This is a genomic window from Brevundimonas sp. (assembly GCF_965278935.1).
In the GTDB taxonomy this organism is placed as follows: domain Bacteria; phylum Pseudomonadota; class Alphaproteobacteria; order Caulobacterales; family Caulobacteraceae; genus Brevundimonas.
The window spans coordinates 1,703,825-1,729,901 of the sequence record NZ_OZ257124.1 but is presented as its reverse complement, the minus strand read 5'-3'; the positions used below and the strand labels follow the sequence as shown (position 1 = coordinate 1,729,901).

At 67.9% G+C, this 26,077-nt stretch carries 30 protein-coding genes and 1 tRNA gene; 20 read left to right on the top strand and 11 right to left on the bottom strand.

The features are described from left to right. Positions 1 to 5 precede the first annotated feature (5 nt). From ACQY68_RS08490 to ACQY68_RS08460, 7 genes are all read left to right on the top strand, one after another. Positions 6 to 1,826, top strand: a complete 1,821-nt coding sequence (locus tag ACQY68_RS08490; protein WP_428148938.1) for a M14 family metallopeptidase — start codon at positions 6 to 8, stop codon at positions 1,824 to 1,826. Positions 1,827 to 1,829: 3 nt separating this feature from the next. Then, positions 1,830 to 2,240, top strand: a complete 411-nt coding sequence (locus ACQY68_RS08485; RefSeq protein WP_428148937.1) for an MAPEG family protein — start codon at positions 1,830 to 1,832, stop codon at positions 2,238 to 2,240. A 203-nt stretch (positions 2,241 to 2,443) separates the two neighbouring features. Next, positions 2,444 to 3,790 carry a TldD/PmbA family protein gene (locus tag ACQY68_RS08480; protein WP_428148936.1) on the top strand — a complete coding sequence of 449 codons (1,347 nt, stop codon included), beginning with the start codon at positions 2,444 to 2,446 and terminating at the stop codon, positions 3,788 to 3,790. Then, positions 3,787 to 4,581: a 3'(2'),5'-bisphosphate nucleotidase CysQ gene (locus ACQY68_RS08475; RefSeq protein WP_428148935.1), complete on the top strand. Its 795-nt coding sequence runs from the start codon at positions 3,787 to 3,789 to the stop codon at positions 4,579 to 4,581. The genes ACQY68_RS08480 and ACQY68_RS08475 overlap by 4 nt, the downstream gene beginning before the upstream one ends. Before the next feature lie 25 nt (positions 4,582 to 4,606). Then, entirely contained in the window at positions 4,607 to 4,852 is a 246-nt protein-coding gene (locus ACQY68_RS08470; protein ID WP_428148934.1) for a DUF4170 domain-containing protein, read from the top strand. A 76-nt stretch (positions 4,853 to 4,928) separates the two neighbouring features. After that, a complete protein-coding gene (locus ACQY68_RS08465) occupies positions 4,929 to 5,177 on the top strand; it encodes a hypothetical protein (protein WP_428148933.1) in 249 nt (82 codons plus the stop codon). Then, the gene (locus tag ACQY68_RS08460) at positions 5,174 to 5,386 is read left to right on the top strand and encodes a hypothetical protein (RefSeq protein WP_428148932.1); all 213 of its coding nucleotides are present in this window, start codon (positions 5,174 to 5,176) and stop codon (positions 5,384 to 5,386) included. Before ACQY68_RS08465 ends, ACQY68_RS08460 begins: the two co-directional genes overlap by 4 nt. A 1-nt stretch (position 5,387) precedes the next feature. Here the strand turns inward: ACQY68_RS08460 and ACQY68_RS08455 are convergent, their stop codons facing one another. Beyond that, on the bottom strand, positions 5,388 to 6,053 hold the full coding sequence (locus tag ACQY68_RS08455; protein ID WP_428148931.1) for a fused DSP-PTPase phosphatase/NAD kinase-like protein: 666 nt from the start codon (positions 6,051 to 6,053) through the stop codon (positions 5,388 to 5,390). Between the two features lie 74 nt (positions 6,054 to 6,127). Between ACQY68_RS08455 and ACQY68_RS08450 the strand changes: the two genes are divergently transcribed. From ACQY68_RS08450 to lpxK, 4 genes are read left to right on the top strand one after another with little or no spacing between them, the layout of a single operon-like run. Next, entirely contained in the window at positions 6,128 to 7,957 is a 1,830-nt protein-coding gene (locus ACQY68_RS08450; protein ID WP_428148930.1) for an ABC transporter ATP-binding protein, read from the top strand. Between the two features lies 1 nt (position 7,958). After that, a complete protein-coding gene (locus ACQY68_RS08445; protein WP_428148929.1) occupies positions 7,959 to 8,645 on the top strand; it encodes a lysophospholipid acyltransferase family protein in 687 nt (228 codons plus the stop codon). Continuing rightward, positions 8,642 to 9,943, top strand: a complete 1,302-nt coding sequence (locus tag ACQY68_RS08440) for a 3-deoxy-D-manno-octulosonic acid transferase (protein WP_428148928.1) — start codon at positions 8,642 to 8,644, stop codon at positions 9,941 to 9,943. Before ACQY68_RS08445 ends, ACQY68_RS08440 begins: the two co-directional genes overlap by 4 nt. Further along, positions 9,940 to 10,947, top strand: a complete 1,008-nt coding sequence (gene lpxK / locus ACQY68_RS08435; protein WP_428148927.1) for a tetraacyldisaccharide 4'-kinase — start codon at positions 9,940 to 9,942, stop codon at positions 10,945 to 10,947. The genes ACQY68_RS08440 and lpxK overlap by 4 nt, the downstream gene beginning before the upstream one ends. Here lpxK and ACQY68_RS08430 read toward each other — a convergent pair. Continuing rightward, a complete protein-coding gene (locus ACQY68_RS08430) occupies positions 10,932 to 12,251 on the bottom strand; it encodes an amidohydrolase family protein (RefSeq protein ID WP_428148926.1) in 1,320 nt (439 codons plus the stop codon). The genes lpxK and ACQY68_RS08430 overlap by 16 nt on opposite strands. A gap of 128 nt (positions 12,252 to 12,379) precedes the next feature. On the opposite strand from ACQY68_RS08430, the gene ACQY68_RS08425 reads away from it, so the two are divergent. After that, positions 12,380 to 13,057, top strand: coding sequence for a murein L,D-transpeptidase catalytic domain-containing protein (locus ACQY68_RS08425; RefSeq protein ID WP_428148924.1), 678 nt, complete (start codon positions 12,380 to 12,382; stop codon positions 13,055 to 13,057). Positions 13,058 to 13,060: 3 nt separating this feature from the next. Here the strand turns inward: ACQY68_RS08425 and purD are convergent, their stop codons facing one another. After that, on the bottom strand, positions 13,061 to 14,338 hold the full coding sequence (purD, locus tag ACQY68_RS08420) for a phosphoribosylamine--glycine ligase (RefSeq protein WP_428148922.1): 1,278 nt from the start codon (positions 14,336 to 14,338) through the stop codon (positions 13,061 to 13,063). 47 nt (positions 14,339 to 14,385) lie between these two features. Further along, positions 14,386 to 14,544 (bottom strand): hypothetical protein, encoded by a 159-nt coding sequence (locus ACQY68_RS08415; RefSeq protein WP_428148921.1) that lies wholly within the window; start codon positions 14,542 to 14,544, stop codon positions 14,386 to 14,388. Between the two features lie 63 nt (positions 14,545 to 14,607). Between ACQY68_RS08415 and xseA the strand changes: the two genes are divergently transcribed. The 4 genes from xseA to ACQY68_RS08395 all read left to right on the top strand — a co-directional run bounded on the left by xseA (position 14,608) and on the right by ACQY68_RS08395 (position 17,931). After that, complete coding sequence (gene xseA / locus ACQY68_RS08410; protein WP_428148920.1) at positions 14,608 to 16,203, top strand: exodeoxyribonuclease VII large subunit; 1,596 nt, start codon at positions 14,608 to 14,610, stop codon at positions 16,201 to 16,203. A 39-nt stretch (positions 16,204 to 16,242) separates the two neighbouring features. Further along, positions 16,243 to 16,437: a DUF2093 domain-containing protein gene (locus tag ACQY68_RS08405; protein ID WP_428148918.1), complete on the top strand. Its 195-nt coding sequence runs from the start codon at positions 16,243 to 16,245 to the stop codon at positions 16,435 to 16,437. Next, positions 16,434 to 17,309: a M23 family metallopeptidase gene (locus tag ACQY68_RS08400; protein ID WP_428148915.1), complete on the top strand. Its 876-nt coding sequence runs from the start codon at positions 16,434 to 16,436 to the stop codon at positions 17,307 to 17,309. The genes ACQY68_RS08405 and ACQY68_RS08400 overlap by 4 nt, the downstream gene beginning before the upstream one ends. A gap of 88 nt (positions 17,310 to 17,397) precedes the next feature. Continuing rightward, complete coding sequence (locus tag ACQY68_RS08395) at positions 17,398 to 17,931, top strand: response regulator (protein ID WP_428148913.1); 534 nt, start codon at positions 17,398 to 17,400, stop codon at positions 17,929 to 17,931. Between the two features lie 7 nt (positions 17,932 to 17,938). On the opposite strand, the gene ACQY68_RS08390 is transcribed toward ACQY68_RS08395, so the two are convergent. From ACQY68_RS08390 to ACQY68_RS08375, 4 genes are all read right to left on the bottom strand, one after another. Next, on the bottom strand, positions 17,939 to 18,136 hold the full coding sequence (locus ACQY68_RS08390; RefSeq protein WP_428148911.1) for a hypothetical protein: 198 nt from the start codon (positions 18,134 to 18,136) through the stop codon (positions 17,939 to 17,941). Positions 18,137 to 18,234: 98 nt separating this feature from the next. Then, complete coding sequence (locus tag ACQY68_RS08385) at positions 18,235 to 18,903, bottom strand: Crp/Fnr family transcriptional regulator (RefSeq protein WP_428148908.1); 669 nt, start codon at positions 18,901 to 18,903, stop codon at positions 18,235 to 18,237. Positions 18,904 to 19,215: 312 nt separating this feature from the next. After that, the gene (locus ACQY68_RS08380) at positions 19,216 to 20,148 is read right to left on the bottom strand and encodes a lysophospholipid acyltransferase family protein (protein ID WP_428148905.1); all 933 of its coding nucleotides are present in this window, start codon (positions 20,146 to 20,148) and stop codon (positions 19,216 to 19,218) included. After that, a complete protein-coding gene (locus ACQY68_RS08375) occupies positions 20,138 to 20,908 on the bottom strand; it encodes an SDR family NAD(P)-dependent oxidoreductase (RefSeq protein WP_428148903.1) in 771 nt (256 codons plus the stop codon). The genes ACQY68_RS08380 and ACQY68_RS08375 overlap by 11 nt, the downstream gene beginning before the upstream one ends. Before the next feature lie 109 nt (positions 20,909 to 21,017). Here ACQY68_RS08375 and ACQY68_RS08370 point away from each other — a divergent pair, with 109 nt between their 5' ends. Both ACQY68_RS08370 and ACQY68_RS08365 read left to right on the top strand, forming a co-directional pair. Further along, positions 21,018 to 22,292: an EAL domain-containing protein gene (locus ACQY68_RS08370; protein ID WP_428148901.1), complete on the top strand. Its 1,275-nt coding sequence runs from the start codon at positions 21,018 to 21,020 to the stop codon at positions 22,290 to 22,292. A 10-nt stretch (positions 22,293 to 22,302) separates the two neighbouring features. Then, positions 22,303 to 22,740 (top strand): HIT domain-containing protein, encoded by a 438-nt coding sequence (locus ACQY68_RS08365; protein WP_428148898.1) that lies wholly within the window; start codon positions 22,303 to 22,305, stop codon positions 22,738 to 22,740. Here the strand turns inward: ACQY68_RS08365 and ACQY68_RS08360 are convergent. Further along, the gene (locus tag ACQY68_RS08360) at positions 22,737 to 23,087 is read right to left on the bottom strand and encodes a DMT family protein (protein ID WP_428148897.1); all 351 of its coding nucleotides are present in this window, start codon (positions 23,085 to 23,087) and stop codon (positions 22,737 to 22,739) included. The two genes, ACQY68_RS08365 and ACQY68_RS08360, sit on opposite strands and share 4 nt — an antisense overlap. 64 nt (positions 23,088 to 23,151) lie before the next feature. Here ACQY68_RS08360 and ACQY68_RS08355 point away from each other — a divergent pair. Both ACQY68_RS08355 and ACQY68_RS08350 read left to right on the top strand, forming a co-directional pair. Further along, positions 23,152 to 23,227 (top strand) — tRNA-Thr (locus ACQY68_RS08355). Positions 23,228 to 23,483: 256 nt separating this feature from the next. Next, positions 23,484 to 24,137: a hypothetical protein gene (locus ACQY68_RS08350; RefSeq protein WP_428148894.1), complete on the top strand. Its 654-nt coding sequence runs from the start codon at positions 23,484 to 23,486 to the stop codon at positions 24,135 to 24,137. Positions 24,138 to 24,161: 24 nt separating this feature from the next. On the opposite strand, the gene ACQY68_RS08345 is transcribed toward ACQY68_RS08350, so the two are convergent. Both ACQY68_RS08345 and ACQY68_RS08340 read right to left on the bottom strand, forming a co-directional pair. After that, a complete protein-coding gene (locus tag ACQY68_RS08345) occupies positions 24,162 to 24,818 on the bottom strand; it encodes a class I SAM-dependent methyltransferase (protein WP_428152574.1) in 657 nt (218 codons plus the stop codon). Positions 24,819 to 24,891: 73 nt separating this feature from the next. Next, complete coding sequence (locus tag ACQY68_RS08340; protein ID WP_428152573.1) at positions 24,892 to 26,049, bottom strand: glycosyltransferase family 4 protein; 1,158 nt, start codon at positions 26,047 to 26,049, stop codon at positions 24,892 to 24,894. Positions 26,050 to 26,077: the final 28 nt, after the last annotated feature.

The window sequence follows — 26,077 nt, the reverse complement described above, 5'->3', positions numbered from 1 at the left end:
CCGTCATGCGCGCATCCATCATCGCTCTCGCCCTGCTTGCCCTGGGAACTCCGGTCATGTCTCAATCCGTGCCCAACACCGCCCCGTGGGACCAGCCCTTCCTTCCGCCCGCGCTGGAGTGGAACGGGGCCAGCCGCGACCTCCTGGCCGACGCCTCCAACCCCTGGATCACCGACTTCGAGCGCGACCCGGCGCACGACTTCAGCCCCGACTACGCCGCCACCCGCGCCTGGTTCGACCGGCTGGACTTGGCGTCGGACCTGATCCGCATTCAGCAGTTCGGCGTCTCGCCGGAAGGGCGTCCCATCTACGCCGTCATCGCCTCGAAGGACGGCGCCACGCTTGATCCCGCGAAGCCAGTCCTCCTCGCCCAGGCCGGCATCCACCCCGGCGAGATCGATGGCAAGGACGCGGGCATGATGCTGCTGCGGGACATCGCGTTTGGCTCGAAGGGCGACCTTCTGGACCACGCCAACCTGGTCCTGATCCCCATCCTGTCGGTCGACGGCCACGAGCGGGCCTCGCCCTACAGCCGGCCGAACCAGCGCGGACCGCGCATCCAGGGCTGGCGCAACACGGGAACCAACCAGAACCTGAATCGCGATTTCATGAAGCTGGACCAGCCGGAGATGCAGGCCCTGCGGACCTTCATCAACGCGGTGAAGCCCGACCTCTACCTCGACATCCACGTCACCGACGGCATGGATTACCAGTACGACGTCACCTACGGCTTCAATGGCGAGTTCGACGCCTTCAGCCGCTCGCCGTCCAGCGCCCGCTGGCTCGATACGGTCTTCAAGCCCGCGATGAACGAGGCGCTGGAGGCCGAAGGCCATATTCCCGGCCCGCTCGTCTTCGGCATCGACGACCAGAATCCGCGCGCCGGCCTGAACGACGGCGGCCTCGGCGAACGATTCTCGAACGGCTGGGGCGACGCCGCCCACGTCCCGACCATCCTGATCGAGAACCACAGCCTGAAGCCCTACGAACAGCGGGTTCTGGGGACCTACGTCTTCATCGAGGCCTCGTTGCGCATCCTGGCCGAAAACGTCGCGCCGCTCCGCGCCGCGATCACCAGCGACCGCGCCCTGCGCCCGGCCGAAGTGCTCGCCAACTTCGAATCCGACCCGGTCCCGCACCAGACCCGCGCGTTCAGGGGCGTGCTGTACGAGACCTACGACAGCCCCGCCTCGGGCCGTCAGGAAATCCGCTGGCTGGGTCGCCCGGATCCCGAACTGTGGCAACTGCCCTACTACGGCTCGCGCGCCGGCATCCGCCTGCGGCGCCCGACAGCCTACTGGGTCCCGGCCTATCGCACCGACATCATCGAACGCCTGCGCCTCCACGGCCTGACGGTGGAGACGCTCGACGCGCCGCGCACCGTGTCCGTCGAGATGCTGCATCTCGACAACCCGACGCTCGCTCCCCGGCCCAACGAGGGTCACGTCCAGGCGACCGTCACCGAGGTCACGGCCGAGCGTCGCGACTGGACCTTCGCCCCCGGCTCCGTCCGCGTGCCGACCGATCAGCCGCTCGGCGACATCGCCGTCCTGCTGCTGGAGCCGCAATCCAGCGAGAGCTTCTTCGCCTGGGGCATGTTCCCCGAGGTGCTGAGCCGCGTCGAGTATATCGAGGGCTACGCCATCGCCCCCCTGGCCGAGGCCATGATGGCCGCCGATCCGGCGCTGAAGGCTGAGTTCGAGGCCAAGATCGCGGCCGAGCCCGAGTTCGCAGCAGACAGCGACGCGCGATTGGCGTGGTTCTACGAGCGAACCCCGTTCTATGATGACCGCTACCGACTCTATCCGGTCGGACGGGAGGACTAGACAATGCCTGACATGACCGCCGCACAGGCCGCCGCCCTCTGGAGCGGCCTGTTGATCCTGCTGCTCATGATCCTGTCGGTGCGGGTCGTCCTGCAGCGACAGAAGCACCGCGTCGTCCTGGGCGACGGCGGCAACGCCGACCTGACTCTGGCCGGGCGCGTGTTCGGCAATGCCGCCGAGTATATTCCCGTCTGCGTCGGCGCCCTGGCCGTCCTGACCCTGCTCGGCATGCCGGCCTACGCCATCCACGCCGTGGGCGGCGTCCTGTTCCTCGGTCGGGTTCTGCATGCGACGGGTCTGACGGCGGGAAAGCCGACCCCGGGGCGGCTGATCGGCATGATCCTGACCTACCTCGCCCTTCTGGCGGCGGCCGGCATGTTGATCGTCCACGCCTTCGTGGGTTCCCCTCACTGACCGTCTTGCGGATCGCCGGGTTCGCCCCACATCCGATCCGGTCCTGAGATCGTCCTCGCGCATTGGACTCTGTGGACTATCTGGACTGGAATTCGTGAGTCCTCGGCTCCGACCGACCCGACCCAGCGGACGATCTGGACTCCGTTTGCCGGTCTTGCGGCCCGTGACATTGCGGCCCGGCCCCCGGTCCGCCATATCGGGCCATGCCTGACAGCCTCCCCGCTTCCGACCTGCTTCACGAGATCGTCGCCGCCGCCCTGAAGGCCGGGGCCGATGGCGCGGAGGCCGCCACCGCCGAACGCGCCTCGCTCTCCGTCGGCGTCCGCAACGGCGCCCTGGAAGACGTCGAGCGCGAAGAGAGCCGCGATCTGGGTCTGCGGGTCTTCATCGGCCGGCGTCAGGCGACCGTCTCCGCCTCGGACCTCTCGGCCGCGACCCGGGAAAGGCTTATCGAGCGCGCCGTCGCCATGGCGAAACTGGCCCCCGAGGATCCCTACGCCGCCCTGGTTCCGGCCAGTGAGTTGGCGCGCGGCCCCTTCCCCGACCTGCAGCTGTCCGACACGGCCGAGCGCAGCGCCGCCGAGCTGGAACAGGTCGCCCGCGAGGCCGAGGCCGTCGCCCTCGCCGTCACCGGCGTCTCCAGGTCCGAGGGCGGCCACGCCAGCACCGCCTCCAGCCGCTGGCGTCTGGTGACCTCCGAAGGGTTCGACGGGGCCTATGCCTCGACGGGCTTCTCGCTGGGGGTCGGCGTCATCGCCGAGAAGGACGGGGCCATGGAACGCGGCGGCGAGAGCCGTTCGACCCGCTGGCTGGCCGACCTGCCCGGCCCCGACGGCATCGGCGCCGAGGCCGGCCGCCGGGCGGTCGAGAAACTGGGGCCCCGCAAGATCGCTTCGACGGCCGCCCCCGTGATCTTCGAGCGCCGCGTCGCGACCCAGGTCCTGTCGCCCCTGCTCGGCGCCATTTCCGGCCCGTCGATCGCCCGCGGCCAGTCCTTCCTCAAGGACCGGATGGGCCAGCAGGTCCTGCCTAAGGGTCTCAGCCTGATCGACGATCCGTTCCGCGTCCGCGGCATGGCCTCGACCCCGTTCGACGACGAAGGCTCGCCGGTCGAGCGGCGCAATCTGGTCGATGACGGCGTCCTGACCACCTGGCTGCTGAACCACTCGGCCGCCGCCCAGCTGGGGTTGAATAGCACCGGCCACGCCTCGCGCGGCCTCGTCGGCCCCTCGGGCGTCTCGACCCACAACCTGCACCTGACGCCGGGCGAAGCCGACCTGAACGGCCTGATGGGTCAGGCGGGGATGGGCCTCGTCATCACCTCGATGTTCGGCCCGTCTCTGAACGCCAACACCGGCGACTGGTCCGCCGGGGTCTCCGGCTACTGGTTCGAGAACGGCGAACGCGCCTACCCGGTCAGCGAGATCACCGTCGCCGGCAATCTGGCCGACCTGTGGATTCGGCTCGTGCCCGGCTCGGATCTGGAGTTCCGGGGCGGCTTCAACAGCCCGTCCCTGCTGTTCGACGGCGTGGCCATCGCCGGAAAATGAGCGATCTCGTCGCTGATCTCGCCCTGATCAAGGAGGCGGCCCTCGCGGCCGGCGCCTTGGCCGAGGCCGAGCGGGATCGCGGCCTGAAGATCACTCACAAGGACGGCGGCTCCCCGGTCACCAACGCCGACATCGCCGTCGACGAGATGCTGAAAGCCCGGCTGCTGGCCGCTCGCCCGGACTATGGCTGGCTGTCGGAGGAGACCGCGGACACGACCGACCGCCTGTCGCGACGCCGCCTGTTCGTCGTCGATCCGATCGACGGCACCGTCGCCTTCCTCAAGAACCAGCCCTGGTGGTGCGTGCCCATCGCCGTGGTCGAGGACGGCCGGCCCGTCGCCGCCGTCATCCATGTGCCCGCGACCGGCGAGACCTATGAGGCCACTCTGGGCGGCGGCGCCCGCCTGAACGGCCGTTCCATCTCCGCCTCCGACGTAGATGCGCTCGACGACGCGGCTGTGCTCGCCGACGCCCGTCTGATGGAGGGGCCACACTGGCCCGAGCCCTGGCCGCCGATGCGCTACGAGAAACGCAACGCCCTCGCCTATCGTATGGCTCTGGTCGCCTCGGGCGCCTTCGACGCGGCCATCGCCCTGACGCCCAAATGGGACTGGGACGTGTGCGCCGGGGCCCTGATCGCCGGCGAGGCGGGCGCCAGGGTGTCGGACCACCACGGCCATCCCTGGCTGTTCAACCGCCCGGATCCCCGCCAGGCCAGCCTCGTCTGCGCCGCTCCGGCCCTGCACCCGTTGATCCTGCGGCGCACAACGCCTATCCCGCTGGCGACCTGATCCCTCCCCTCTGCGGACCCGCCCCATGACCGACGCCCCCAACACCTCCGACCCCCAGCTGCTTCACCTCGTGATCGGCGGAGAGCTGCGCCACCTCGACGCCCCGGTATTCCGCGACCTGTCCAAGGTCGAGTTCGTCGGCGCCTATCCGAACTACGCCGAGGCCAAGGCCGCATGGAAGGCCCGCGCCCAGGCCACGGTCGACAACGCCCATATGCGTTTCTTCATCCTGCACGCGCACCGTATGATCGATCCGCGCGGCGAGGCCTGATCGTCGCACCGGGAACCGGAGCCGGGACGCCCGCGCTCTAACGGTCTAGGCTGCGCCGACAGAAGGAGCGCTCGACATGATCCCGACCCTGATCGTTCTGGGCCTGCTGGCGCTGGGCGTCGCCATCGTCGCCTTCGCCACGCGACGTCCCGCGACCCGACAGGACGTCGTGGTCGACAATGACGTCGCCTGGAACGACCCCATCACGCCTGGCACAGCCGCCCCGGCCGAGGCCGACCCCTTCGCCCACGCCCCCGCGCTGACGCCAACGTCGGACGCCGAGCCGGCGTCGGCGAACGCGATTCCTGCGGAGCGCGCGTCTTGACCCTGTTCGGCACGACCCTCGACGGCGCCCAGATCGCCGCCCTCGTCGGCCTTCTCGCCACACTGGCCCTGTGGCTGATCGTTCTGGGTCGAGAGCGTGGCTATGCGAAGTGGTTCCGCCAGTGGGAGGCCGACCGCAAGGCCCGTCTCGACGCCGAGAACGGCGTCGAGCCCGACCGGAAACGCGAGCCGACCGGCCCCTGGGGGTGATCTACTCCCGCCTGAGCAGCTTCTCGGTCAGCATCGTCCCCCACCAATTGGCGCGGAAGGTCTTGCGCATCGCCCGGGGGTCGTAGGCGTCCGACTCGACCCAGTCCATGAAGCCAACCCCGGTCGGCTCGACCTCGTTGACGTAGGTCTCAAGGAAATGGTCCAGCACGCCGGTCAGCCCCTCGCGGCTGTGCAGGTATTTCTTCGACAGCTCGTTCATCGCCTTCGAGATCGGCTCCCCGAGGTGAAAGTGGCGATAGAAGACCGCCATCAGGCCGGCCCGGTCCGCCCCCGACTTGCAGTGGATCAGGACCGGATATTCGATCGTCCTGAACAGGTCCCGCGCGCGCCGCACCCGGTCCTTCTCGGGCGGATCCCGCGAATCGAGCGGGGCGTCGATCAGGGTCAGACCCAACCTCTCGCATGCCGCCTTCTCCAGCCAATAGTAGCCCTCGTCCCGCTCGCCGCGCAGGTTGATGACGGTCTTGATGCCTCGTTTCGCCCAGCCTTCAAGCTGCCGAGGCGACGGCTGGTTGGTTCGCACCAGATCCGGCCCCAGCCAGTGGGCGTTCGAAAACGTCAGACGAAGAAAGGCGTGGTCATTCCAGAAGAAGTCCCGCTCCGCCGCGCGCCGCCCGGCCTCCGTGCTCACATCAAATCGCGCCATCCGGGGAGACATAGTCGGACGGCGCGGCGGCGTCATCGCTTGACTTCCGCTCTTGCCCGTCCGACCTCGGGCGGATGACCTCGCCCGCCCCGACCGTTCCGCAGGAGGACGCCGCCTCGCGTCCCCTGATCGGCCGCATCTGGCGCGACTACCTGTCCCACAGGAAGGCGGCCCTGATCGTGTCGCTCATCTGCGCGGCGGTGGCTGGCATCAGCAACGCCACGATCCTGCAACTGGTCCAGGCGGCCGTGGATGGCATGTTCCTGGGCAAGCCCGTCAAGCTCGCGGGCCTGTTCCTGATTGCGCCGGAACACGCCTTGCTCGCCATTCCAGCGGTCATCGTCGGCGTCGGCTTGGTCTGGACCGTTGCGGCGTTGGGCCAGGCGGCGCTCGTCAACCGCATCGGCCACGGGATCGTCGGCGACATCCAGGTCCGGCTGTTCGGAGCCATGATCCGCGCCGACCTCGCCCGCCTGCGCAGCCAGCATTCCGGAGCCTTCGTCTCCAGCGTTCTGTTCGACGCCAACCTTGTGCGCGAGGCCTTCACCAACGGGATCGTCGGCTACACCCAGCACGGTCTGACCCTGATCGCGGTCATCCTATACATGGGTTGGTCCGACTGGCGGCTGACCCTGATCGTCCTTCTCGGCGCGCCCATAATCGCCCTCGTCATCCGCCGCTTCGGCAAGCGGATGCGCAAGGCCACGACCGGAGCCATGGTCGAGACCGAGAACCTGTCGACCGCCCTAATGGAAAACCTGGATGGCGTGCGCCTGATCAAGATCGAGAACCGCGAGGCGGCCGAGCAGGCGCGTGTCGCCGAAGTCGTCGATCGCCGTCAGCGCCACGTGATCAAGTCCGCCGACAGTCGCGCCTTCGCTGGCCCCTTCTCCAATTTCTTCGCCATGCTGATCGTGGCCGCCGTCATGGCCTATGCCGGCTGGCAGGCGCGCAACGACCAGATGACCATCGGCGCCTTCACCGCCTATGTCGCCCTCCTGATGTCGGCGGGGCAATCCTTGCGACAGGTGACCAATCTGCAGACCACCATGGCCGAGGGTCTGACCGCCGCCCGCAGTCTGTTCGGCGCCCTCGACATCGATCCGGAGATCCGCGAGGCCGCGTCGCCCAAGGCCCTGCCGCCCGGTCGGACGACCATCGCCTTCGACGACGTGTCGTTCAGCTACGGCGCGGCGGCACCGACCATCTCGGACGTGTCCATCACCGTGAAGCCCGGAGAAACGGTCGCCCTGGTCGGCCCGTCCGGCGGCGGCAAGTCGACCCTGCTCAGCCTGCTGCCGCGCTTCTACGACGTCACATCCGGCGCCGTGACCATCAACGGCGTCGATCTGCGCGAGCTCAGTCTCTCGGACCTGCGCGCCCGCATCGCCCTTGTGACCCAGGAACCCTTCCTGTTCGACGACACCATCGCCGCGAACATCGCCTACGCCCGCCCCGAGGCGACGCCGGAACAGATCGCCGACGCGGCCCGCTCCGCCGCCGCGCACGACTTCATCACCGCCCTGCCCGAGGGCTACCAGACCCGCGCCGGCGAAGGCGGGATGCGTCTGTCGGGCGGCCAGCGCCAGCGCATCGCCATCGCCCGCGCCTTCCTGAAAGACGCGCCGATTCTCCTTCTGGACGAGGCCACATCGGCCTTGGATACCGAAAGCGAGACGCTGGTTCAGGCCGCGCTGGAACGCCTCATGGCCGGTCGATCAACGTTGATGATCGCTCACAGGCTGTCCACCGTCCGGCATGCGACCCGCATCGTGGTGCTGGAGGCCGGCCGCATCGTCGAAAGCGGAAGCCACGCGCAGCTGGTCCGCAAGGGCGGCCTCTACAGCCGCCTTGCCAAACAGCAGTCTCTGGACGGAACGCCCGCCGTCGCCACGGTCGCCTGACGTGCGGCCGCTCCGCAACCCCGTCATCCAGTCGATCCTGTCGTCCGCCTTGGCCGCCTGGATGAAGTTCTGCTTCGCCACCATCCGCTGGACCTACGAAGGCCGCCAGCATGCCGAACAAGTCTGGTCCGACGGCGGCGGCGTCCTGTGCGTCTTCTGGCACTCCCGCATCGGCCTGTCGCCGGCCTGCTGGCCTCTGGACGCAGCTCAACCCGCCAAGGCTTTGATTTCTCTGAGCCCGGATGGCCAGTTCATCGCCAAGGCCGTCGCTCTGCAAGGCTTCCCCGCCGTGCGCGGCTCCTCCGCCAACAAGGACAAGGCCGACGCCGCCAAGGGCGGCTCTCGCGCGCTCCGCGACGGCCTGAAACAGCTCAAGATTGGCGCCCTGGCCATCACCCCCGACGGCCCGCGCGGCCCGGTGCGGGTCATGGCCGAGGGCCTGCCCCTGATGGCGCGCATGTCGGGCGCCCCGGTTCTTTTCATCGGCATGAGCTGCAAGCCCGCCGTCCGCCTGAACAGCTGGGATCGCGCCGTCCTGCCCCTGCCGTTCGGCAAGGGCGCCATCGTTTACGACGTCCGTCGCTATCCGGAGGGCGCCGACCTCGCCGATGTGACCGGCCCGTGGACCGAGTTGCTCACCGCCGTGGAGGCCCGCGCCGATACGATCACGGGGCTGGAGCGGCTGTGACCCTGCCCCTCCTCGCGTATCGCCTCCTGACCCGGGCGCTTGAGCCCCTGGCGCCTCGCTTCCTCGACGCCCGGGTCAGACAGGGCAAGGAGGACCTGGTCCGCGTCGACGAGCGCCTCGGCGTGGCCGGCCTCGCCCGACCCGACGGCGACCTGATCTGGCTGCACGGTGTCAGCGTCGGCGAAACCCTCTCCCTGCTCCCTGTCGTCGAGCGGGTCGTGAAGGCGCGCCCCGACCTGACCGTCCTCGTCACCTCCGGCACGGCCACCTCGGCCGAGTTGCTTGCCCGACGCCTCCCACCCGGTGTCATCCATCAGTTCGCTCCCGTGGACGGCCCCGGCGCGGTCGCCGCCTTTCTCGACCATTGGCGTCCGTCGCTGGGCGTCCTCGTCGAATCCGAGCTTTGGCCCAACCTGATCCTCGCCGCCCGCGACAGGAACATTCCGCTGGCCCTCGTCAGCGCCCGCATCACCGAAAAGACCGCTGCCGGATGGGCGCGTTTCCCGGCGTCCGCGCGCGAACTGCTCTCCGCCTTCCGGCTCGTCATGCCACAGGACGACACCTCGGCCGTCCGGCTGCAGAACCTCGGCGCCCGTGTCGACGGCCAGGTGAATCTGAAGCTGTCCGGCGCGCCCCTGCCCCACGACGCCCCGGCCTTCACCAGCCTCAGCGCCGCCATCGGCGACCGGCCCGTGGTCGTCGCCGCCTCGACCCATGAGGGTGAGGAGATCGCCATCGTCCGCGCCCTCGACCATCTGGCCGAGAGCCTCTGCCTGATCCTCGTCCCCCGCCACCCGGACCGTGGGCCCGAGATCGCCACAGCCCTGACCCGCGACGGCTACCGCTTCGCCCTGCGCTCACGCGGAAGCCAGCCGAACGCCGGGACCGACATCTATGTCGCCGACACCTTGGGCGAACTCGGCCTGTTCCTGCGGCTGGCCGATGTGGTGGTCATGGGCGGCTCGTTCGGCTCCTTCCTGGGCCGCGAACCGTGGGGCGGACACAATCCGCTCGAGCCCGCGCGACTCGGCAAGCCCGCTGTCGCAGGCCCCGACGCCTCGAACTGGCAGGCGGTGACCGCCGACCTGGTCCATGCCGGAGGGCTCCAGCTCGTCGCCACGCCCGGCGACCTGCCCGGGGTCGTCGCCCCCCTGCTCAGCGACCCTGCCGCCGCCCGCGCCATGGGAGAGCGCGCCCGTCGCGCCGCCGCCGACGTCGGCGCGGGCCTCGACCGCCTTTGGGATGCCCTTCAGCCGCTGCTGCCGGCATCCCGGCACGGTCGGGGCGCGCCGCGATGAAACTCTCCACCCCCCGCTGGTGGTATCAGCGCGACGGCCGCCACGGCCGCGTCGCCCGTACGCTGTTGAAGCCCGCCTCTTGGATCTGGGCCGTCGCCACGGCCCGCCGCATCGCCCGCGCTCAACCCGTCGATGTCGACGTTCCTGTCATCTCCATCGGCAATCTGACCGTCGGCGGCTCCGGCAAGACCCCGGTGGCCCGCGAAGTCCTGCGCCTTCTGCACAAGGGGGGCATCGACGCCCACGCCCTGTCGCGGGGCTATGGCGGCAGGCTGACCGGTCCGCTCCGCGTCGATCCCGCCAGCCACACCGCCGCGGACGTCGGCGACGAACCCCTGATGCTGTCGGGAGACGCGCCCGCGTGGATCAGCGCGGATCGCGTCGCCGGCGCCCGTGCGGCGGTCGATGCCGGCGCCCGGGCCCTGGTCCTTGATGACGCCCACCAGAACCCGGCCCTGAAGAAGACCCTCAGCCTGATCGTCGTCGACGGCGAGACGCGCGAGGAGGAATGGCCCTTCGGTGACGGCTCGGTCTTTCCGTCCGGCCCGATGCGCGAACCCCTGGCCGCCGGTTTGACCCGCGCCGACGCCGTCGTGGTCCTGCTGCCCGCCGACAGCCCGCCCGCAGATCCCGATCTGCTGGCCGTCTTCGGCGCCCTGCCCACCTTCATCGCCCGGCTGGAGCCTGCCGACGCGCCCCCGGCCGGCCCCCAGGTCGGGTTCGCCGGCATCGCCAAGCCGTGGAAGGTCGAGCGCGCGCTCAAGGCCGCCGGCGCCGACCTCGTCGACTTCGCGCCCTTCCCCGACCACGCCGGGTACCGGCCCGAAGACCTCGCCTTCCTCGCCGACCGCGCCGCCGTCTTCGACGCGGGCCTGGTCACCACCGAAAAGGACTGGGTCCGCCTGCCTCCCGACTGGCGGACCCGTGTGGTCTCATGGCCCGTCGCCGCCCGGTTTGAGGACGAGGAGACGTTCGCGGCCTTCCTGGCTCAGTCGTTGCGGTAGACGACGCCGCCCTTCATCACGAAGGCCATATGCTCCAGCGTCGTGACGTCGGTCAGGGGGTCGCCCTGAACCGCCACGATGTCCGCAGTCCGTCCCGGCGCGATCAGCCCGGCCTGATCGGCGATGCGCAGATGCTCGGCCGCCACCACCGTCGCCGCCTGTATGGCTTCCAGCGGCGTCAGCCCGGCCCGGACCAGAAGCGCGAACTCCTGGGCGTTGTCGCCGTGGGCCGAGACGCCCGTGTCGGTGCCGAACGCGATCCGCACCCCGCCGTCATGCGCCCGCCGCGCCATGTCGAGCATCTTCGGCCCGACCTCCAGCGCCTTGGCCGTCTGGGCCGGAGTGAAGAAGTTGCCGGGGCTGGACGCGATGCGCGCCACATAGTCTCCGGCCAGCAAGGTCGGCACCAGATAGACCCCCTCGCGACGGAACAGCCGGATCGACTCGTCGTCCAGATAGGTGCCGTGTTCGATCGAGTCGCCGCCGGCCCTCAGGAAGGCGTTGATCCCGTCCACCCCGTGGGCATGGGCCGTCACCTGACGCCCCATCCGGTGCGCGACCTCGACGATGGCGGCCAGTTCGGCGTTGGTGAACTGCTGGGCCAGACCCGCCGCCGTGTTCGACAGCACGCCCCCGGTCGCGGTGATCTTGATGATGTCGGCGCCCGACCGGACCTGGGTCCGAACCGCCCGCATGCAGTCTTCCGGCCCCGAACAGACGCTCTCGGGTGACAGCATGTGCATGATGTCGTCGGTGTAGCCATTCACGTCCCCATGTCCGCCATGGATCGACACCGCCGAACCCGAGGCGATGATCCGCGGCCCGGGCACGTCGCCGCGTGCGATGCCGTCCCTTAGGGCGAAGATGGCGTCGTTGTCCGCGCCCAGGTCCGCCACCGTGGTGAAGCCGGCGCGCAGGGTGACCCGGGCATAGCCCGCTCCGACCATGGCGCTGTCGGCGCTGTCGCGCGTCACGGCCTGAAGGCGCGCGTTCGGGTTCTGCTGCGAGGTCAGGTGCACATGGCTGTCGATCAGGCCCGGCAGGACGAAGGAATCACGCAGATCGACGACGTTCGGACCCTCGCCGACGAAACCGTCGCGGATTTCCGTGATCTGGTTCCCGACGATCACGAGAGTTTTATCTCGCAGCACAACACCGGTCTCAGGGTCGGCCAGAAGCCGCCCCGCCTGAACGAACGTCGTTTCCCCATTCGCGGGAAAAGCCTGTGAGGCGGGGCTCTGCTGCGCCTGCGAAGGCGTGGCGAGCACAAGAACCGCAGCGGCGGCCAGTGCAACGAACTTCATAAACCTCTCCCTGATACTGTGGCTGCACCATACGCGTCGGCGGATTTCGGCCAAGGCTCCGGTTGAACCCGGCGGCGCATTTGTGAAAGAAGTCATCGCTTCGGCATAACCGCTACGAAGGGCGTCGCATGCGGCTATCGAGACGGGGCATGATTCTGGGTGGTTCGGCGATGCTCGCCGGCTGCGCCACCGCACCTGCCGCCGTCGAGATTCCGATCGTGCTGGCCGCCGCGCCGCCGCCGCCGCCCCTGCCGCGCATCCCCCAGATCACGCCGCCGCCACTCGATCCCCAGCGTCTGGTTCGTCCCGAGCTGATGAGCCGGGCCATGGCCGCCCTGGACGTGCACAGCCACCGCATCACCCTGCGCGACCGGATGTATCTGGTCGATTTTCAGAAGTTCTCGGGCGACGCCCGCATGTTCGAGGTCGACCTGATCGGCGGCCGCGTCACCGCCTTCCGCACCTGCCACGGTCGCGGCTCGGATCCGGAACACTCCGGCTTCGCCCGCCGGTTCTCGAACACCCCGGAAAGCTACATGTCCTCGGTCGGCGCCTATGCGACCGCCGGCGCGGGCTGGGGCGCGCAGCAAGGGCCGAACGTCCTGCTGGACGGGCTGGAATACTCCAACAACATGGCCCGTGACCGCGCCATCATCGTCCACGGCGCCGACTATGCGGATCCGGAATTCCTGGCCCGCGAAGGCAAGCTGGGCCGCAGCTACGGCTGCTTCTCCACCGCTCATACCGATCTGCCGATGCTGCGCGAGCGCATGGGCGAAGGCCGCCTGCTGTTCGCCTACGCGTAGGCGCTATTCGCGGTCCAGCGCGCGCCAGCCGATGTCGGTGCGGCAGAACCCGCCCGGCCAGTCGATCTTCCTGACCGCCGCATAGGCCCGCTCGCGCGCCTCCGCGATGTCGTCGCCCTGGGCGCAGACGCTCAGCACGCGCCCGCCCGACGCCACCAGGGTCCCGTCCTCGCGGCGCTGGGTGCCCGCGTGGAAGACCTGGACATGCGGGCCGAAATCCTGATCGGCGCCCCGGATGATCGAGCCTTCGATCGGGCTGTCGGGATAGCCCCGCGCCGCCATGACCACGCAGATGACCGTCTGCGGCTTGAACTCCGGTTCCGGCAGCCGCGACACGTCCCCACGTGCACAGGCCAGCAGGTAGGGCACGATGTCCCCGGCCATCCGCATCATCAGGACCTGGCATTCCGGATCGCCGAAGCGGGCATTGAACTCGACGACCTTGGGCCCTTCGTCGGTCGACATCAGCCCGACGTAGAGCACCCCCTTGTAAGGCGCGCCCTCGGCCGACATCGCCTTCAGCGTCGGCTGCACGATCCGGCGGTTCGCCGCCGTCACCATGGCCTCGTCGAAAACCGGCGCGGGCGAATAGGCGCCCATGCCGCCCGTGTTGGGACCCAGATCGCCATCGAAGGCGCGCTTGTGGTCCTGTGCGCCGCCGAACAGGACTGCGCGCTTGCCGTCGCACAGGGCAAACAGGGAGCCCTCCTCGCCCTCCATGAACTCCTCGATCACGACGCGCGATCCGGCCGAGCCGAACCGGCCGCCGAGCATCCGCTCGATCTCGGCCTCGGCGTCACGCCGGTCGGGGCTGATCGCCACCCCCTTGCCCGCCGCCAGACCATCGGCCTTGATGACGTACGGCGGCTTGAAGACTTTCAGAGCCTCCTTGGCGTCCTTGACCCGGTCATAGACGCCGTAGTGGGCGGTCGGGATCTCGTGCCGCTCCAGGAAGGCCTTGGAGAAGGCCTTGGACGTCTCCAGCTGCGCCGCCTTGGCGCTGGGTCCGAAACAGGGAATGCCGGCGGCGTTCAGCTGGTCCGCCAGCCCGGCCGCCAGCGCGACCTCTGGGCCCACGACGACCAGTCCGACCTTCAGTTCGCGCGCCAGTCGGGCCAGGCCCTCGGCGTCGTCGGCGCGGACGTCCGGCACGCATTCGGCGACCTTGGCGATGCCGGGGTTTCCCGGCGCGCAGAACAGCCGGTCGACCAGCGGCGATTGCCGCATTTTCCAGGCCAAGGCGTGTTCGCGCCCTCCCGATCCGACCAGCAGGATATCCATGCGGGCGGAATGGCCGTGCAGGCCCCGCCGGTCAAGGCCGCAGACGCTCAGAGCAGGCCGGAAACCACATAGACCAGGACGCCGAGCATGAAGATCAGCCCAAGGATCACCCAGCCGCTGACCGCCGGACCGTTGCTTCGCCGGGACAGTTCGCGTTCGTCCGGATTTTCCTCATCGCGGGGCGGGATGCGATCATCGTCGTTCATGCCGCCGACTATAGGCCGAATGCAGCGGTTCCCGCACCCCCGGCGCGACGCTACACTGGCGACATGACCGACGACTATGTCTTCGCAGGCCCCGCCGACGCCGAGCCGGCCGCCGCCCCGCGCGACAACAACCCGCCCCTGTCGATCTCGGAACTGTCGTTCGCCCTGAAGCGGACGCTGGAGGACCGGTTCGGCCATGTCCGGCTGCGGGGCGAGGTCTCCAAGGTCAATCGGCACGCCTCGGGCCACATCTATCTGACGCTCAAGGACGACAAGTCCGCCATCGACGGCGTGGTCTGGAAAGGCTCCGTGCGCGGCCTCGGCGTCCAGCCGGAGACGGGGCTCGAGGTCATTGTCACCGGCAAGATCACCTCCTACCCGGCCCGGTCGTCCTACCAGATCGTGATCGAATCGATGGAGGCCGCCGGCGCCGGAGCGCTGCTGGCCCAGCTGGAGCGGCTGAAGATCAAACTCAGCGGCGAGGGCTTGTTCGACCCGGCCCGCAAGAAGGCCATACCTCTCTATCCCCGCACCATAGGCGTGATCACCAGCCCGACCGGCGCGGTGATTCGCGATATCCTGCACCGGATCGCCGAACGCTGGCCGTGCCGCGTCATCGTCTGGCCCGTGGTCGTTCAGGGCGACGCCGCAAGCGGACAGGTGTCGAACGCCATCCGGGGCTTCGATGCGATGAGCGCCGACGGACCAATCCCGCGCCCCGACCTGCTGATCGTCGCGCGCGGCGGCGGCTCGGTCGAGGACCTGTGGTGCTTCAACGACGAGGGTCTGGCCCGTACCGTGGCGGCGGCGACCATTCCGATCATCTCGGCCGTGGGGCACGAGACCGACACGACCCTGATCGACTTCGTCTCCGACCGCCGGGCGCCGACGCCGACCGGCGCCGCCGAACTCGCCACGCCGGTCTTGGCCGACCTTCGGGCCTTCGTCACCGATCTGGAACGCCGTCTGGACCGCGCCGGCGCCCGGCTGCTCGAAGATCGTCGCGTGCGCCTACGCTCAGTGGCGCGCGGCCTGCCCGCCCGTCCCGAAGAACTGGTCGCCCTGGCCCAGCAGCGCCTCGACCACGCCTCAAGCCGTCTGGCCTCGGGCCTCGGCCGCAACACCGAACTGCATCATCGGCGTCTGGTCAGCGTCGGCGGCCGCTTCGCGCAGGCCCTGCTGGACCGCGTCATCGAGCAACGAGCGGCCCGACTGGAGAGTCAGTCAACGCGTCTGGTCGCAGGTCTGGGCGCCAACGCCGCCGTGCACGAGCGCCGCCTGCTGCGCGTCGCCGGCCGGTTGACGCTCGACCCGATCCACCGTCGGCTGGATCAGCGGGTCTCACGACTGGAGACGGTCTCCGCCCGACTGTCCCGACCTGTCCCGCAGTCGCTGGAACGCGCAGAGACCCGCCTCGCCGCCCTCGCACGCGCTCTGGCCACCCTCGATCCGAAACGCCCCAAGCCAGGCTTCGCCCGGATCGACGACGAGACCGGCGCGATGGTCTCCTCGGCTGCCGCCCTGTCGCCCGGCCAGGCGGTGACCCTGGTATTCCCCGATGGCTCGAAGGGTGCGTTGATCGATGGCGACGGCGCGCCTCGGCCGAAGCCGGTCTCGAAAGCCAGGGTGGCGCCTGCGGGACAGGGTGATCTGTTCTAGTCAGTGGTCTGCAACCGACGAAGCGGCTAATCTTACCTCATGACCTCCGCCCCCTCCCCCGCGACACTTCACTACGGCGACGGCGAATTCGCCGTACTCAAGCCCGGCCCCTTCGTCCTGTGCGCCGTCACCGGCCGTCCGATCCCGCTCGAGATCCTGCGCTACTGGTCCGTCGAGCATCAGGAACCCTATTTCGGCCCGACCGAAGCCCTGTCGCGGATGGTCGATCAGTGAGTCCTTCGCGGCGCGGCCTGATCCTGGGCGCCGGCGCCGCGACCCTCGCAGGCCCCCTACTGCCTGGACAGACCTTCGCCCAGACGAACGATGGCCTCACTCTCAGCGGCCGCTTCGTTCAGGGCGGATTCGTCATGGGCCGGGCCGCGCCGCGCGCCATGGTCTTCGTCGACGGGGAAGCCCTGACCACCGCCTCGGCCGCCGGCCTGTTCGTCGTCGGCTTCGATCGCGACGCACCGCCATCGGTCGAGCTTGAGGTTCGCAGCCCAGGCCGCGTCGCCCGGCGCACCCTCGTCATCGCGCGCGGGGCCTTCCCCTCGACAAGCATCAACGGCCTGCCGCAATCGACGGTCGCGCCCTCCGACCCCGCCCTCCTCGCCCGCATCCAGCAGGAGATCGCGCTGAAGACCGAGGGTTTCGCCAGCCGGACGGACGCCGACGACTTCCAGTCCGGCTTCACCTGGCCGCTCGATACCTATCGCGTCACCAGTCTGTGGGGCTCTCAACGCGTGCTGAACGGCACGCCCGCCCGGCCGCACTACGGCATCGATCTCGCCGCGCCCACCGGGTCGCCGATCCGGGCGCCCGCGAACGGGGTCGTCACCTTTGCCCGCCCGGGCATGCATTTCGAAGGCGGCCTGACCCTGATCGACCACGGCCAGGGCCTGATCACCGCCTATCTGCATCAATCGCGGATCGACGTCCTGCCGGCGCAGCGAATCACGCGCGGGGATGTCATCGGTCGGGTTGGAATGACCGGACGCGCCACCGGACCCCATCTGTGCTGGCGCATGAAATGGCGCGATCGGAACTGCGATCCATCTCTCATGGTGGGACAATCGGCGCCGGAAACCGGTTACGCGAGCCGCTAGAGCCTTGTTCCGCGTGGACCTTGCCGCGCTTTGCCCGTAGAATCGCCGATTAGACCGCCTTTGGGGGCGGCGTTCGGCCTGTGACCAAATGTCTGCCCTTCAATCGCTCAACATCCTGCTGGTCGACGATAACCAGCACATGCGAGCCATCACCTCCGCGATCCTGCAGTCGGCCGGCATCCGCAACATCCGTGAGGTGTCGGACGGGGCCATGGCGCTCGACGTCGTGCGTGATCACCAGGTCGATCTGGCCATCGTGGACTTCAACATGTTCCCGCTGGACGGTGTGGAGTTCACCCGCCTGGTCCGCAACAGTCCCGACAGCGCCAACCCCTATCTGCCGATCATCATGATGACCGGTCACTCGGAAAAGCATCGGGTGGTCGAGGCGCGCGACGCCGGGGTGACCGAGTTCGTGGTCAAGCCGATCACCGCCAAGGCCGTCTTCGACCGGATCCAGGCCGTGATCCTGCGCCCCCGGCCCTTCGTGAAGACCGACGACTATTTCGGCCCGGATCGGCGCCGCACCTCGACGGCGCTGCACTACAAGGGTCCGCGCCGTCGTTCGACAGACCTGGCCGAGGCCGCGTCGACGGACATCGACGGCTCCGACAAGGTCTGACGCGCCTTCAGTTCGGGACGCTATCCCGCTTCAACTCGGCTACCTTGTAGGCCCCGCGATAGATGTGGGCGTGGGTGTATTCGCGCGTCAGCAGCAGGCGCATCTGCGCCAGATCCCTGGCGTCGCGATCGTCGAACGCATCGACGTTTTCGATGATCGGCGGCGTGTCGACGCCGTCATGGAGCCGAAAGACGTAGCAGGGCATAACTGGGCCTTCAGGCAGTGAGACGCCCATATTCCAGCGATTTGAACGGCGTTCTATCGGCTAGGCGACAGTGCGCAATCTGACAATTGCCAGGCCGGCTATTCACCGACTCGCATAATGCCGTCGGCAATCCCTTTGGTCGCCCCGTAACACTCGCAGGCGGAGGCCTCGAGGATCTGCCGATTGAGCACCGTCACCCTACCGCGCGAATAGGCGATCGCACCTCGTCGGGTCAGATTCTGGGCCGCCTCGTTCACCGTTGTCCGCTGCGATCCCAGCATATTGGCCAGGAACTCCTGCGTCATCTGCAGCACGGCGTCGTTGGCCCGGTCATGGGCTCGCAGCAGCCATTTGGCGAAGCGTCGCTCGGACGTGTGGACCGCATTGCAGGCGGTGGACTGTTCCAACTCCCGTTGCAGGGCGGCGTCGTATGTGGCCATCACCACCCGCAGGCTCTGGCTGCGGGTCGCCAACTCCCGCATGCGGCGCGCCTCGACCTTGCGAGACTTGCCGGCCATCTGGGCCACATAGCGAACTGCCGTCTTTGCCGGAATTTGCCAGGCCGTAGAGCCGATGAAGCCCTCACGTCCGACCATATAGGCCTCGACGCTGCGCCCGTCGGCCATCAGCGCCACGGCAGAGACGATGCCTTCGTCGATGAAATAGATGTTCTCAACGAAATCTGCTGGCTCCATGAAAACATGGCCCAGATGAAAGTCGAAATCAGTAGCAATAGGGGTAAGCAGGTCGCGATCCTCGACGCTCAAGCCGTCGATCAGGATATTCCCACGCGAAATCATAGCCATGTCGGCTGATAGGCTTACTGCTCCATGGCCGTCTGTCGAAAATTGACACAAGCGAGAGCGTATTCTCGCCTTCTAGTCTTTTTGAAGTCTTCAAAGATAGTTAAATCGCGTCAGACGAAGAAATCGGTCGGTACGATTCCGAGCATGACAAGACTCACCAATTCCTATGAATCGTAGTGGCGAGAAGTATTTCCGCCGCCCTTGAATAGAAGCTTGGCCGAAAACCGCCGCATGTTCGGCCAAGACCATCACGATCATCAGGCCGGCGTTGGCCTATTCGGCGTCTTCCAGCTGGCGATACACGCGGTCCGGCCACCGCTTGTGGACCCAGAACCAGTCCACCGGATGCTCGCGCACCCTCTCCTCGATGAAGGTCGTGATCGCCTGCACCCCGCGCGCGATGTCCCCCGCGCGGTCGCCGGTGTTCGCCAATTCGATCGGTTCATGCGCGGTCACCCGGAACCGCACGCCGGGCAGCCGCACCACCGACATGGGCTGCAGCACCGTCCCGAACCGTAGCGCCAGCCGGCTCGGCCCCGGCGCCGCGTTCACCGGCTGGCCGAAGAACATCACCTCCGGCCCTTCCGAGAATTTCTGGTCGTTCATCAGGGCGACGCTCTCGCCGCGTCCCAGTCCAGCCAGCAGCTCCCTCGCCCCGTCCCCGCCCTTGGGCGCGAAAAGCTTCACGCCGTAGCGCGCCCGCGCCGCGATGATCTGGGCGTCGACATAGGGGTTGTTGGCCGCGCGGTAGGTCACCTGAACCGACACGCCCGAGGCCACCAGCACCGCCGCCATGGTCTCGATATTCGCCAGGTGGCCTGACACGAACACGACCGGCCTGCCCGACGTTCGAATGGCCTCCAGTCGTTCCGCCCCGACGATATCGATCCGCCCCGACGCGGGGGTCAGCTTGTCCATCACCGCCGTCTCGGCGAAGGTCCGGCCGGTCTGCTCCCACTGCGACAGGGCCAGCCGCCGACGCTCGTCCTCGCCCATCCCGGGGAAGGCGATGCGCAGGTTGCGCAGCACGGTCTTCTGCGTCCCCGTGAGCGGCCCCAGCGTCCGCAGCACCCGGCCGCCGAAGTTCGACGCCGCCTCCAGCCCGATCAGCCGCATCAGGCCGATGAAGCCGGCGAACAGCGCCGCCTCCAGTCGCCAGATCAGGTCCTGACGAAATCCCGGGCCCTTGTCGGCCTCACCAGGCAATCGTCAGCCCGCCGTCCACCACCAGGGTCTGGCCGTTCACATACGACCCGGCCTTCGAGCACAGATACACGGCCGTGCCGGCGATCTCGTCCGGCTGGCCGATGCGCTTCATCGGGTTCGGCTCGACCGTGACCTTGAGCACCTCCTCGTTCTCCCACAGATAGCGGGCGAAGTCGGTCTGGATCAGGCCCGGCGCGATGCAGTTGACCCGCACGTTCGACGGTCCCCACTCGACGGCCAGGTTCCGCGCCAGCTGCATGTCGGCCGCCTTCGACACGTTGTAGGCGCCGATCAGGGCGTTGCCGCGCAGGCCGCCGATCGACGAGATGATCACGATCGCCCCGTCCTTCCGCTCCAGCATCTGCGGGGCGACCATCTGGGTCAGCCAGTGGTTGGCCAGGACGTTGTTGTGGAAGATCTTCTCGAACTGCTCGTCGGCGATTCCCGCCATCGGCCCGGCGTAGGGGTTGGACGCCGCGTTGCAGACCAGGATGTCGATCTGACCCCAGGCGGCGGTCGTCTCGTCGACCAGTCGCTGCAGATCCTCCTTGGAAGCGATATTGGCCGGTATCGCCATGGCGCGGCCCTCGCCGTACCTGGCGTTGATCTCCTGGGCGACCTCTTCACAGGGCCCGGCCTTGCGCGAGGAGATGACGACTTTGGCGCCATGCTCGGCCATCCGTTCGGCGATGGCCTTGCCGATGCCCTTGGAGGAGCCGGTGATGATGGCGACCTTGCCGCCCAGATCGAACAATTCCATGCGTATCCCCTGTTTCACGCGCGGTTTCTTCGGCCACGCCCTAGCTGTTTCGTCCTGATACCCCGATACTCGGACGATTCCATCCGGGAAGTCGGACTTCACCGTTCCCATGCGCGCACTGACCAACGGCTTTCTGTTCTTCGGCTACGTCTTCCTGGCGATGACGGTCGGCGCCTTCCTGTGGCGCGCAGGCCTCGGCATCGGTCCGGGGGTGGCGGCGACACTCGGCGTCCTCGGCGTCCTGACGGCCGTCCACGCCATCTTCACCGGCATCGGCGAACGCAAGGCCCTGCGCGCCGAGATCGGTCAGGTCCGCGAGGCCCACCGCCTGCTGGCCGACGCGATGGAGCAGACCCAGACCGCGCTCGGCGACCTGGCCTCCGCGATCGAGGCCGGCGCCCTGTCGCGCACCGACGAACTGACCGGCGAGGTCCGCATGCTGGAGGATCTTATCCAGCAGATGAGCCTGTCCATCGACGAGCGGCTGAAGGTCGCCCCCATGGTCGCGCCCGACAGCGCCGAGGCGCGCCGTCATCACCAGTCGAACCTGCTGCTCAAGACCGTTCACGACGCTCTCTCGGAGAACCGCGTCGACCTGTACCTCCAGCCCGTCGTGACCCTGCCCCAGCGCCGGACCGTCTTTTACGAGAGCTTCACCCGCCTGCGCGACTCGACCGACCGCGTCATGATGCCGGCCGAGTATCTGTCGATCGCCGAGGGCGAGGGCTTGGTCCCCGCAATCGACAACCTTCTGCTGTTCCGCTGCGCCCAGATCGTTCGCCGCCTCGCGCGTCAGGACAGGAAGGTCGGCGTCTTCTGCAACGTCGCCCTGTCGTCCTTGGGCGACGAGACCTTCTTCCCGCAGTTCCTGGAGTTCCTCAGCGAGAACCGCGACCTGAACCAGGCCCTGATCTTCGAACTGGGTCAGGCGACCTTCGACGCTCGCGGAGCCGTCGAGGCGCGTAACATGGCCAAACTGGCCGATCTCGGCTTCCGCTTCTCGATCGACAAGGTCCAGACCCTCGACCTCGACTTCAACGACCTGCAGCGCTCCGACGTCCGCTTCGTGAAGGTCGCCGCCGACCTCTTGATCGAACAACTGCTGGACCTAGACGGCGGCTCGCCGATCCCGTCGCTGCGCGACATCCAGGCCGCCGACTTCGCCCAGCTGACCCGCCGCTACGGCATCGAGGTCATCGCCGAAAAGTGCGAGTCGGAACGTCAGATCGTCGACATCCTCGAGCTCGACATCTCGATGGGCCAGGGCCACCTGTTCGGCGAGCCCCGCGCCATCAAGGAAGCCGTCCTGGCCGAGACCGACCCGCCCGCCGACTTCGTGCGGTCCACGCTGATCTCGGCCGAGAAGCGCAGGCGCTACGCCTAGGTCGAACCTGATGACGCTGCACGCCCCGTACGACCCGTCCAACACCTTCGCCAAGATCCTGCGCGGCGAGATTCCCAGTGTGACGGTGTGGGAGGACGACGCCGTCCTCGCCTTCATGGACGTCTTCCCCCAGTCCGAGGGCCACGTCCTGGTGATCTCCAAGACCTCCACCGCCCGAAATCTGCTGGAGGTCGAGCCCGAGACTCTGACGACCCTCGCGGCCGCAACCCGGCGCACCGCGCGCGCGGTCGAAAAGGCCCTGTCTCCTGACGGCTTCTCGATCATGCAGTTCAACGGTGAGGCCAGCGGCCAGACCGTCTTCCACCTGCATTTCCACATCATCCCGCGCTGGGCCGACCGCCCCCTGAAGGGCCACGGTCAGGCCGGCATGGCCGATGTCGAGGAGCTGAAGGCGACCGCCGCGAAGATCGCAACGGCGCTGGACTAGAACGGTCCCCGGAACACGAACCACGCCCCCAGGAAGATGAAGGCGAACCCCACCCCGTGGTTCAGCGTCAGCTTCTCGCCCAGCACCGTCACCGAGAAGACGGCGAAGACCAGAAGCGTGATCACCTCCTGCATCGTCTTGAGCTCGGCCGCCGAATAGACCTGATGCCCGATCCGGTTCGCCGGCACCGCCAGGCAGTATTCGAAGAACGCGATGCCCCAGCTGACGATCACCACGATCCACAGCGGCTTGGAACCGAACTTCAGGTGGCCGTACCAGGCGAAGGTCATGAAGACGTTCGACAGCGCCAGCATGACCACGGGCAGAATGTAGGACGGGTTCGGCATGTCGTTTGATAGCTTGCGCCACGGCCCGCACGCCAGCTAAACCCCGCGCCTGATCCCTTTCAGGGCCGGCTTAGCTCAGTTGGTAGAGCGCCAGTTTTGTAAACTGGATGTCGCGGGTTCGATTCCTGCAGCCGGCACCACCTTTTCCATCCCTCATGTTCGAGAGCGCTTGCGCGGCTGAGCGGAATGCTAGCCGCGCAGGCGCGTCCGTCACGCGCAACCGCGGGGATGCGCATCCGGCACGCACTCTTTGAAAGGTTGTTTTCTTCGGCTATCTCTATCCAGAGGTGCAGTCTGGAACTGCCGCGGCAAAGCTGCCGAATGAAGCGTCATCCGAGAGCCGGACAGTCTGGCCGCAGCCCTGCCCACCCATCGGGCATCGAGGAAGGTCCGGCCATGCGCTTCGAGGAAGCAGAGAAGATCGGCCAGTTGCTGGCGGCGCTTCCCGGGGACATCGGCCCCGTCATCGAGCTGGGGTCGTCGACGGCGATGTTCCGCACGGTTCAGCAGCCCCATATCGACCGGTTCATCCATGCGCCCCTGCGAGCGCGCGGCGTGAAGGTTGTTCACACGGATCTGCGGGACGGCGACGGCATCGATGTCAGCGGCGATATCTACGCGTCCGATGTCCGGCAACGCCTGACGTCACTGGATGCGAGAACCGTACTCTGCTGCAACATCTTCGAGCACGTGACCGACCGATCGAACTTCGCATCGATCTGCGACGAGATCCTGCAGCCGGGCGGGGTCATCATCCTGAGCGTCCCCTACCGCTACCCGTACCATCTCGACCCTATCGACACGATGTACCGGCCCGCGCCGACGGCGCTGGTCGACCTCTTCCCTGACTATCAGGTTCAGGTCGCAGAACCCGTGATCGGCGGATCATTCTGGACGGACCTTGATCGGCGCCCCCTCGGCGTTATCCAATCACTGGCCCGCGCGCTTTTTCTCAGAGGGGGTTGGCGAGAGAGTCTTTCCCGCCTTCACCGGCTGACCTTCCTCTTCAGGCCGTATCAGGTGTCCGTCGCGGTCCTTCGGAAACCCTGAAACCGCCGGCGACCCGACCGCCCGTCAGGCGCAGGTTGCGTCTGCGATCACCTGCAGCCGTCCGGCCCGGATCGCCTTGAACCAGCGCGCCTGCTCGGCTCCGATCAGCCGCCCCAATTTGCCGGGCCGCGCCCAGTGGCTGCATCGCGCCTGCTCGACCTTGAATCCGCTCACCGACAACAGGTTGCCCAAGGCCATGGGCGTCCAGGTGAACAGGTGCTGATCCGGGTCGCTCGCCGCCCATTCGCGATGCTCGCGGTTCAGGAACGTATTGTCATAGGGCACGATCAGACGAAGACGTCCCGAGGGGCGCAAGACGCGGCGAAGGCCGAGGAGCACCGCCTGCGGGTTCGGGACATGCTCCAGCGCATGGAAGCTGATCGCCACATCGATGCTGGCGTCCTCGATCTCGTCGAGATGGCTCACTACCCGATCAAGTACCTTGTGCGCTTCGGCGCTCGACACCTCACTGACCTCGACCCCGATCCGCTTCGCCGCCGGCAAGGCCGAGAGTATGCCGCCCGTCGCGCAGCCGAAGTCCAGGACCGTATCGGAGGATGTGCTGACGCCTTCGAAATAGACCGCGCGGACCTGCTGTTCGGCGGCTGAACGCCCGCTCGCGCGGCGCGAATGGTAGTCCGCTCCCCCAGTGCCCGTGTAACGCTCTATCGCGACCGACATGACGCACTCCTCAAAAGATGGTCCAGCATAGGCCATATCCGATGCCCAGGCTGTGTTCGGAGACCCACGGTTTTCAATCGTTTTGCGACGCAGCAACGCGGGTAGACATGACCTCGAGGGTCCGCCGGGCCACCTCGTCGATCCCGAACTGTCCCGCGATGTAGCGATGGGCCTTCGCCGCCATGACGCCACGGCCGGCCTCGGGGAGCGTCATCACCCGCTGCATCAACCGCGACAGTTCCGCAGGGTCCGCCGTCGTCGCGACGAAGCCGCGTTCGCCGTCGGCGACCAGATCCCGCACGCCGCTCGCCTCCGCGACGACGGGGATGAGCCCATGCGCCATCGCCTCGAGCAGCGAGTTGGACTGGCCCTCGGCCTGGGACGCCGAAAGGAAGAAATCGTTCTGCGTCAGATAGGGCTGAACGTCGTCCTGCCTGCCCGGCAGGTGAACGAACTCCGCGATGCCCAGACTGGACGCTCGCTCCGCGACGGTCCGGAGATCGGAGCCGGCCCCGACGATGGTTAGCTCGGCGACGCATCCCCGAGCCAGACATAGCGCCAGCGCCTCGACGAGCACCGGCACGTTCTTGTCCGGCTCGATACGCCCCGTGTAGAGGAACCGGCGCCCGGTCCTGGCCGCCTGGAGTCTCTCGAACACGTCGCGTGTCGGCGCCTGGACCCCGTTCGATATCTCGATGATCTTGTCGTCCGGAACGCCATAGCCCTTCAGGTCCGCGACGATCTCGCGGCTGTTGGCGACAAACCCGTCGGCGTGGGCCCGGATCAGGCGCGCGATCAGACGTCCGTAGCCCCCCTTTTTTGACTCCAGCGCCTTGAAGTCGCCGACCTCGCCTCCGCCGCCGAGCTTGATGAACAGCGGCTTTCCGAGCGCCATCCTCGAGACCAGCCCGGGAAGGGCGTGAAGGCGGGCATGGAACACATAGACGGCGTCTATGTCGGTTCGCCGCCGCACCCAGGCGAACACCCGGGCCGTCCAGGCGAGGGTGGACCCCATGCGACGGCCGCCGAAATTGGGATAGTCCCGCAGCCTCATCGTGACGCTCACGCCGAAATCGGTCTCGACTTCGGCGGAATCGGACAGCCGGCACGGCGCCACGATGGTCACCCTGGCGCCCTGTGCGGCCATCGCCCGCGCCAGAAGTTCGGCCTGTCGCTCCGCCCCCCCGTAGTTTTCGGTGAAACAGCCCGGAACGATCAGCGCAATGTGCAAGGTTGGTCGCTCACGGATCGAGCCTTGA

What these genes read in the sequence shown, in the direction of transcription:
- lpxK (WP_428148927.1), top strand. Translation starts at nt 9,940, where the DNA reads ATGAAACTCTCCACCCCCCGCTGGTGGTATCAGCGCGACGGCCGCCAC.
- ACQY68_RS08490 (WP_428148938.1), top strand. Translation starts at nt 6, where the DNA reads ATGCGCGCATCCATCATCGCTCTCGCCCTGCTTGCCCTGGGAACTCCG.
- ACQY68_RS08480 (WP_428148936.1), top strand. Translation starts at nt 2,444, where the DNA reads ATGCCTGACAGCCTCCCCGCTTCCGACCTGCTTCACGAGATCGTCGCC.
- ACQY68_RS08395 (WP_428148913.1), top strand. Translation starts at nt 17,398, where the DNA reads ATGTCTGCCCTTCAATCGCTCAACATCCTGCTGGTCGACGATAACCAG.
- ACQY68_RS08350 (WP_428148894.1), top strand. Translation starts at nt 23,484, where the DNA reads ATGCGCTTCGAGGAAGCAGAGAAGATCGGCCAGTTGCTGGCGGCGCTT.
- xseA (WP_428148920.1), top strand. Translation starts at nt 14,608, where the DNA reads ATGACCGACGACTATGTCTTCGCAGGCCCCGCCGACGCCGAGCCGGCC.
- ACQY68_RS08485 (WP_428148937.1), top strand. Translation starts at nt 1,830, where the DNA reads ATGCCTGACATGACCGCCGCACAGGCCGCCGCCCTCTGGAGCGGCCTG.
- ACQY68_RS08375 (WP_428148903.1), bottom strand. Translation starts at nt 20,908, where the DNA reads ATGGAATTGTTCGATCTGGGCGGCAAGGTCGCCATCATCACCGGCTCC.
- ACQY68_RS08465 (WP_428148933.1), top strand. Translation starts at nt 4,929, where the DNA reads ATGATCCCGACCCTGATCGTTCTGGGCCTGCTGGCGCTGGGCGTCGCC.
- ACQY68_RS08345 (WP_428152574.1), bottom strand. Translation starts at nt 24,818, where the DNA reads ATGTCGGTCGCGATAGAGCGTTACACGGGCACTGGGGGAGCGGACTAC.
- ACQY68_RS08415 (WP_428148921.1), bottom strand. Translation starts at nt 14,544, where the DNA reads ATGAACGACGATGATCGCATCCCGCCCCGCGATGAGGAAAATCCGGAC.
- ACQY68_RS08360 (WP_428148897.1), bottom strand. Translation starts at nt 23,087, where the DNA reads ATGCCGAACCCGTCCTACATTCTGCCCGTGGTCATGCTGGCGCTGTCG.
- ACQY68_RS08450 (WP_428148930.1), top strand. Translation starts at nt 6,128, where the DNA reads ATGACCTCGCCCGCCCCGACCGTTCCGCAGGAGGACGCCGCCTCGCGT.
- ACQY68_RS08425 (WP_428148924.1), top strand. Translation starts at nt 12,380, where the DNA reads ATGCGGCTATCGAGACGGGGCATGATTCTGGGTGGTTCGGCGATGCTC.
- ACQY68_RS08455 (WP_428148931.1), bottom strand. Translation starts at nt 6,053, where the DNA reads ATGGCGCGATTTGATGTGAGCACGGAGGCCGGGCGGCGCGCGGCGGAG.
- ACQY68_RS08370 (WP_428148901.1), top strand. Translation starts at nt 21,018, where the DNA reads ATGCGCGCACTGACCAACGGCTTTCTGTTCTTCGGCTACGTCTTCCTG.
- ACQY68_RS08475 (WP_428148935.1), top strand. Translation starts at nt 3,787, where the DNA reads ATGAGCGATCTCGTCGCTGATCTCGCCCTGATCAAGGAGGCGGCCCTC.
- ACQY68_RS08390 (WP_428148911.1), bottom strand. Translation starts at nt 18,136, where the DNA reads ATGCCCTGCTACGTCTTTCGGCTCCATGACGGCGTCGACACGCCGCCG.
- ACQY68_RS08405 (WP_428148918.1), top strand. Translation starts at nt 16,243, where the DNA reads ATGACCTCCGCCCCCTCCCCCGCGACACTTCACTACGGCGACGGCGAA.
- ACQY68_RS08365 (WP_428148898.1), top strand. Translation starts at nt 22,303, where the DNA reads ATGACGCTGCACGCCCCGTACGACCCGTCCAACACCTTCGCCAAGATC.
- purD (WP_428148922.1), bottom strand. Translation starts at nt 14,338, where the DNA reads ATGGATATCCTGCTGGTCGGATCGGGAGGGCGCGAACACGCCTTGGCC.
- ACQY68_RS08470 (WP_428148934.1), top strand. Translation starts at nt 4,607, where the DNA reads ATGACCGACGCCCCCAACACCTCCGACCCCCAGCTGCTTCACCTCGTG.
- ACQY68_RS08430 (WP_428148926.1), bottom strand. Translation starts at nt 12,251, where the DNA reads ATGAAGTTCGTTGCACTGGCCGCCGCTGCGGTTCTTGTGCTCGCCACG.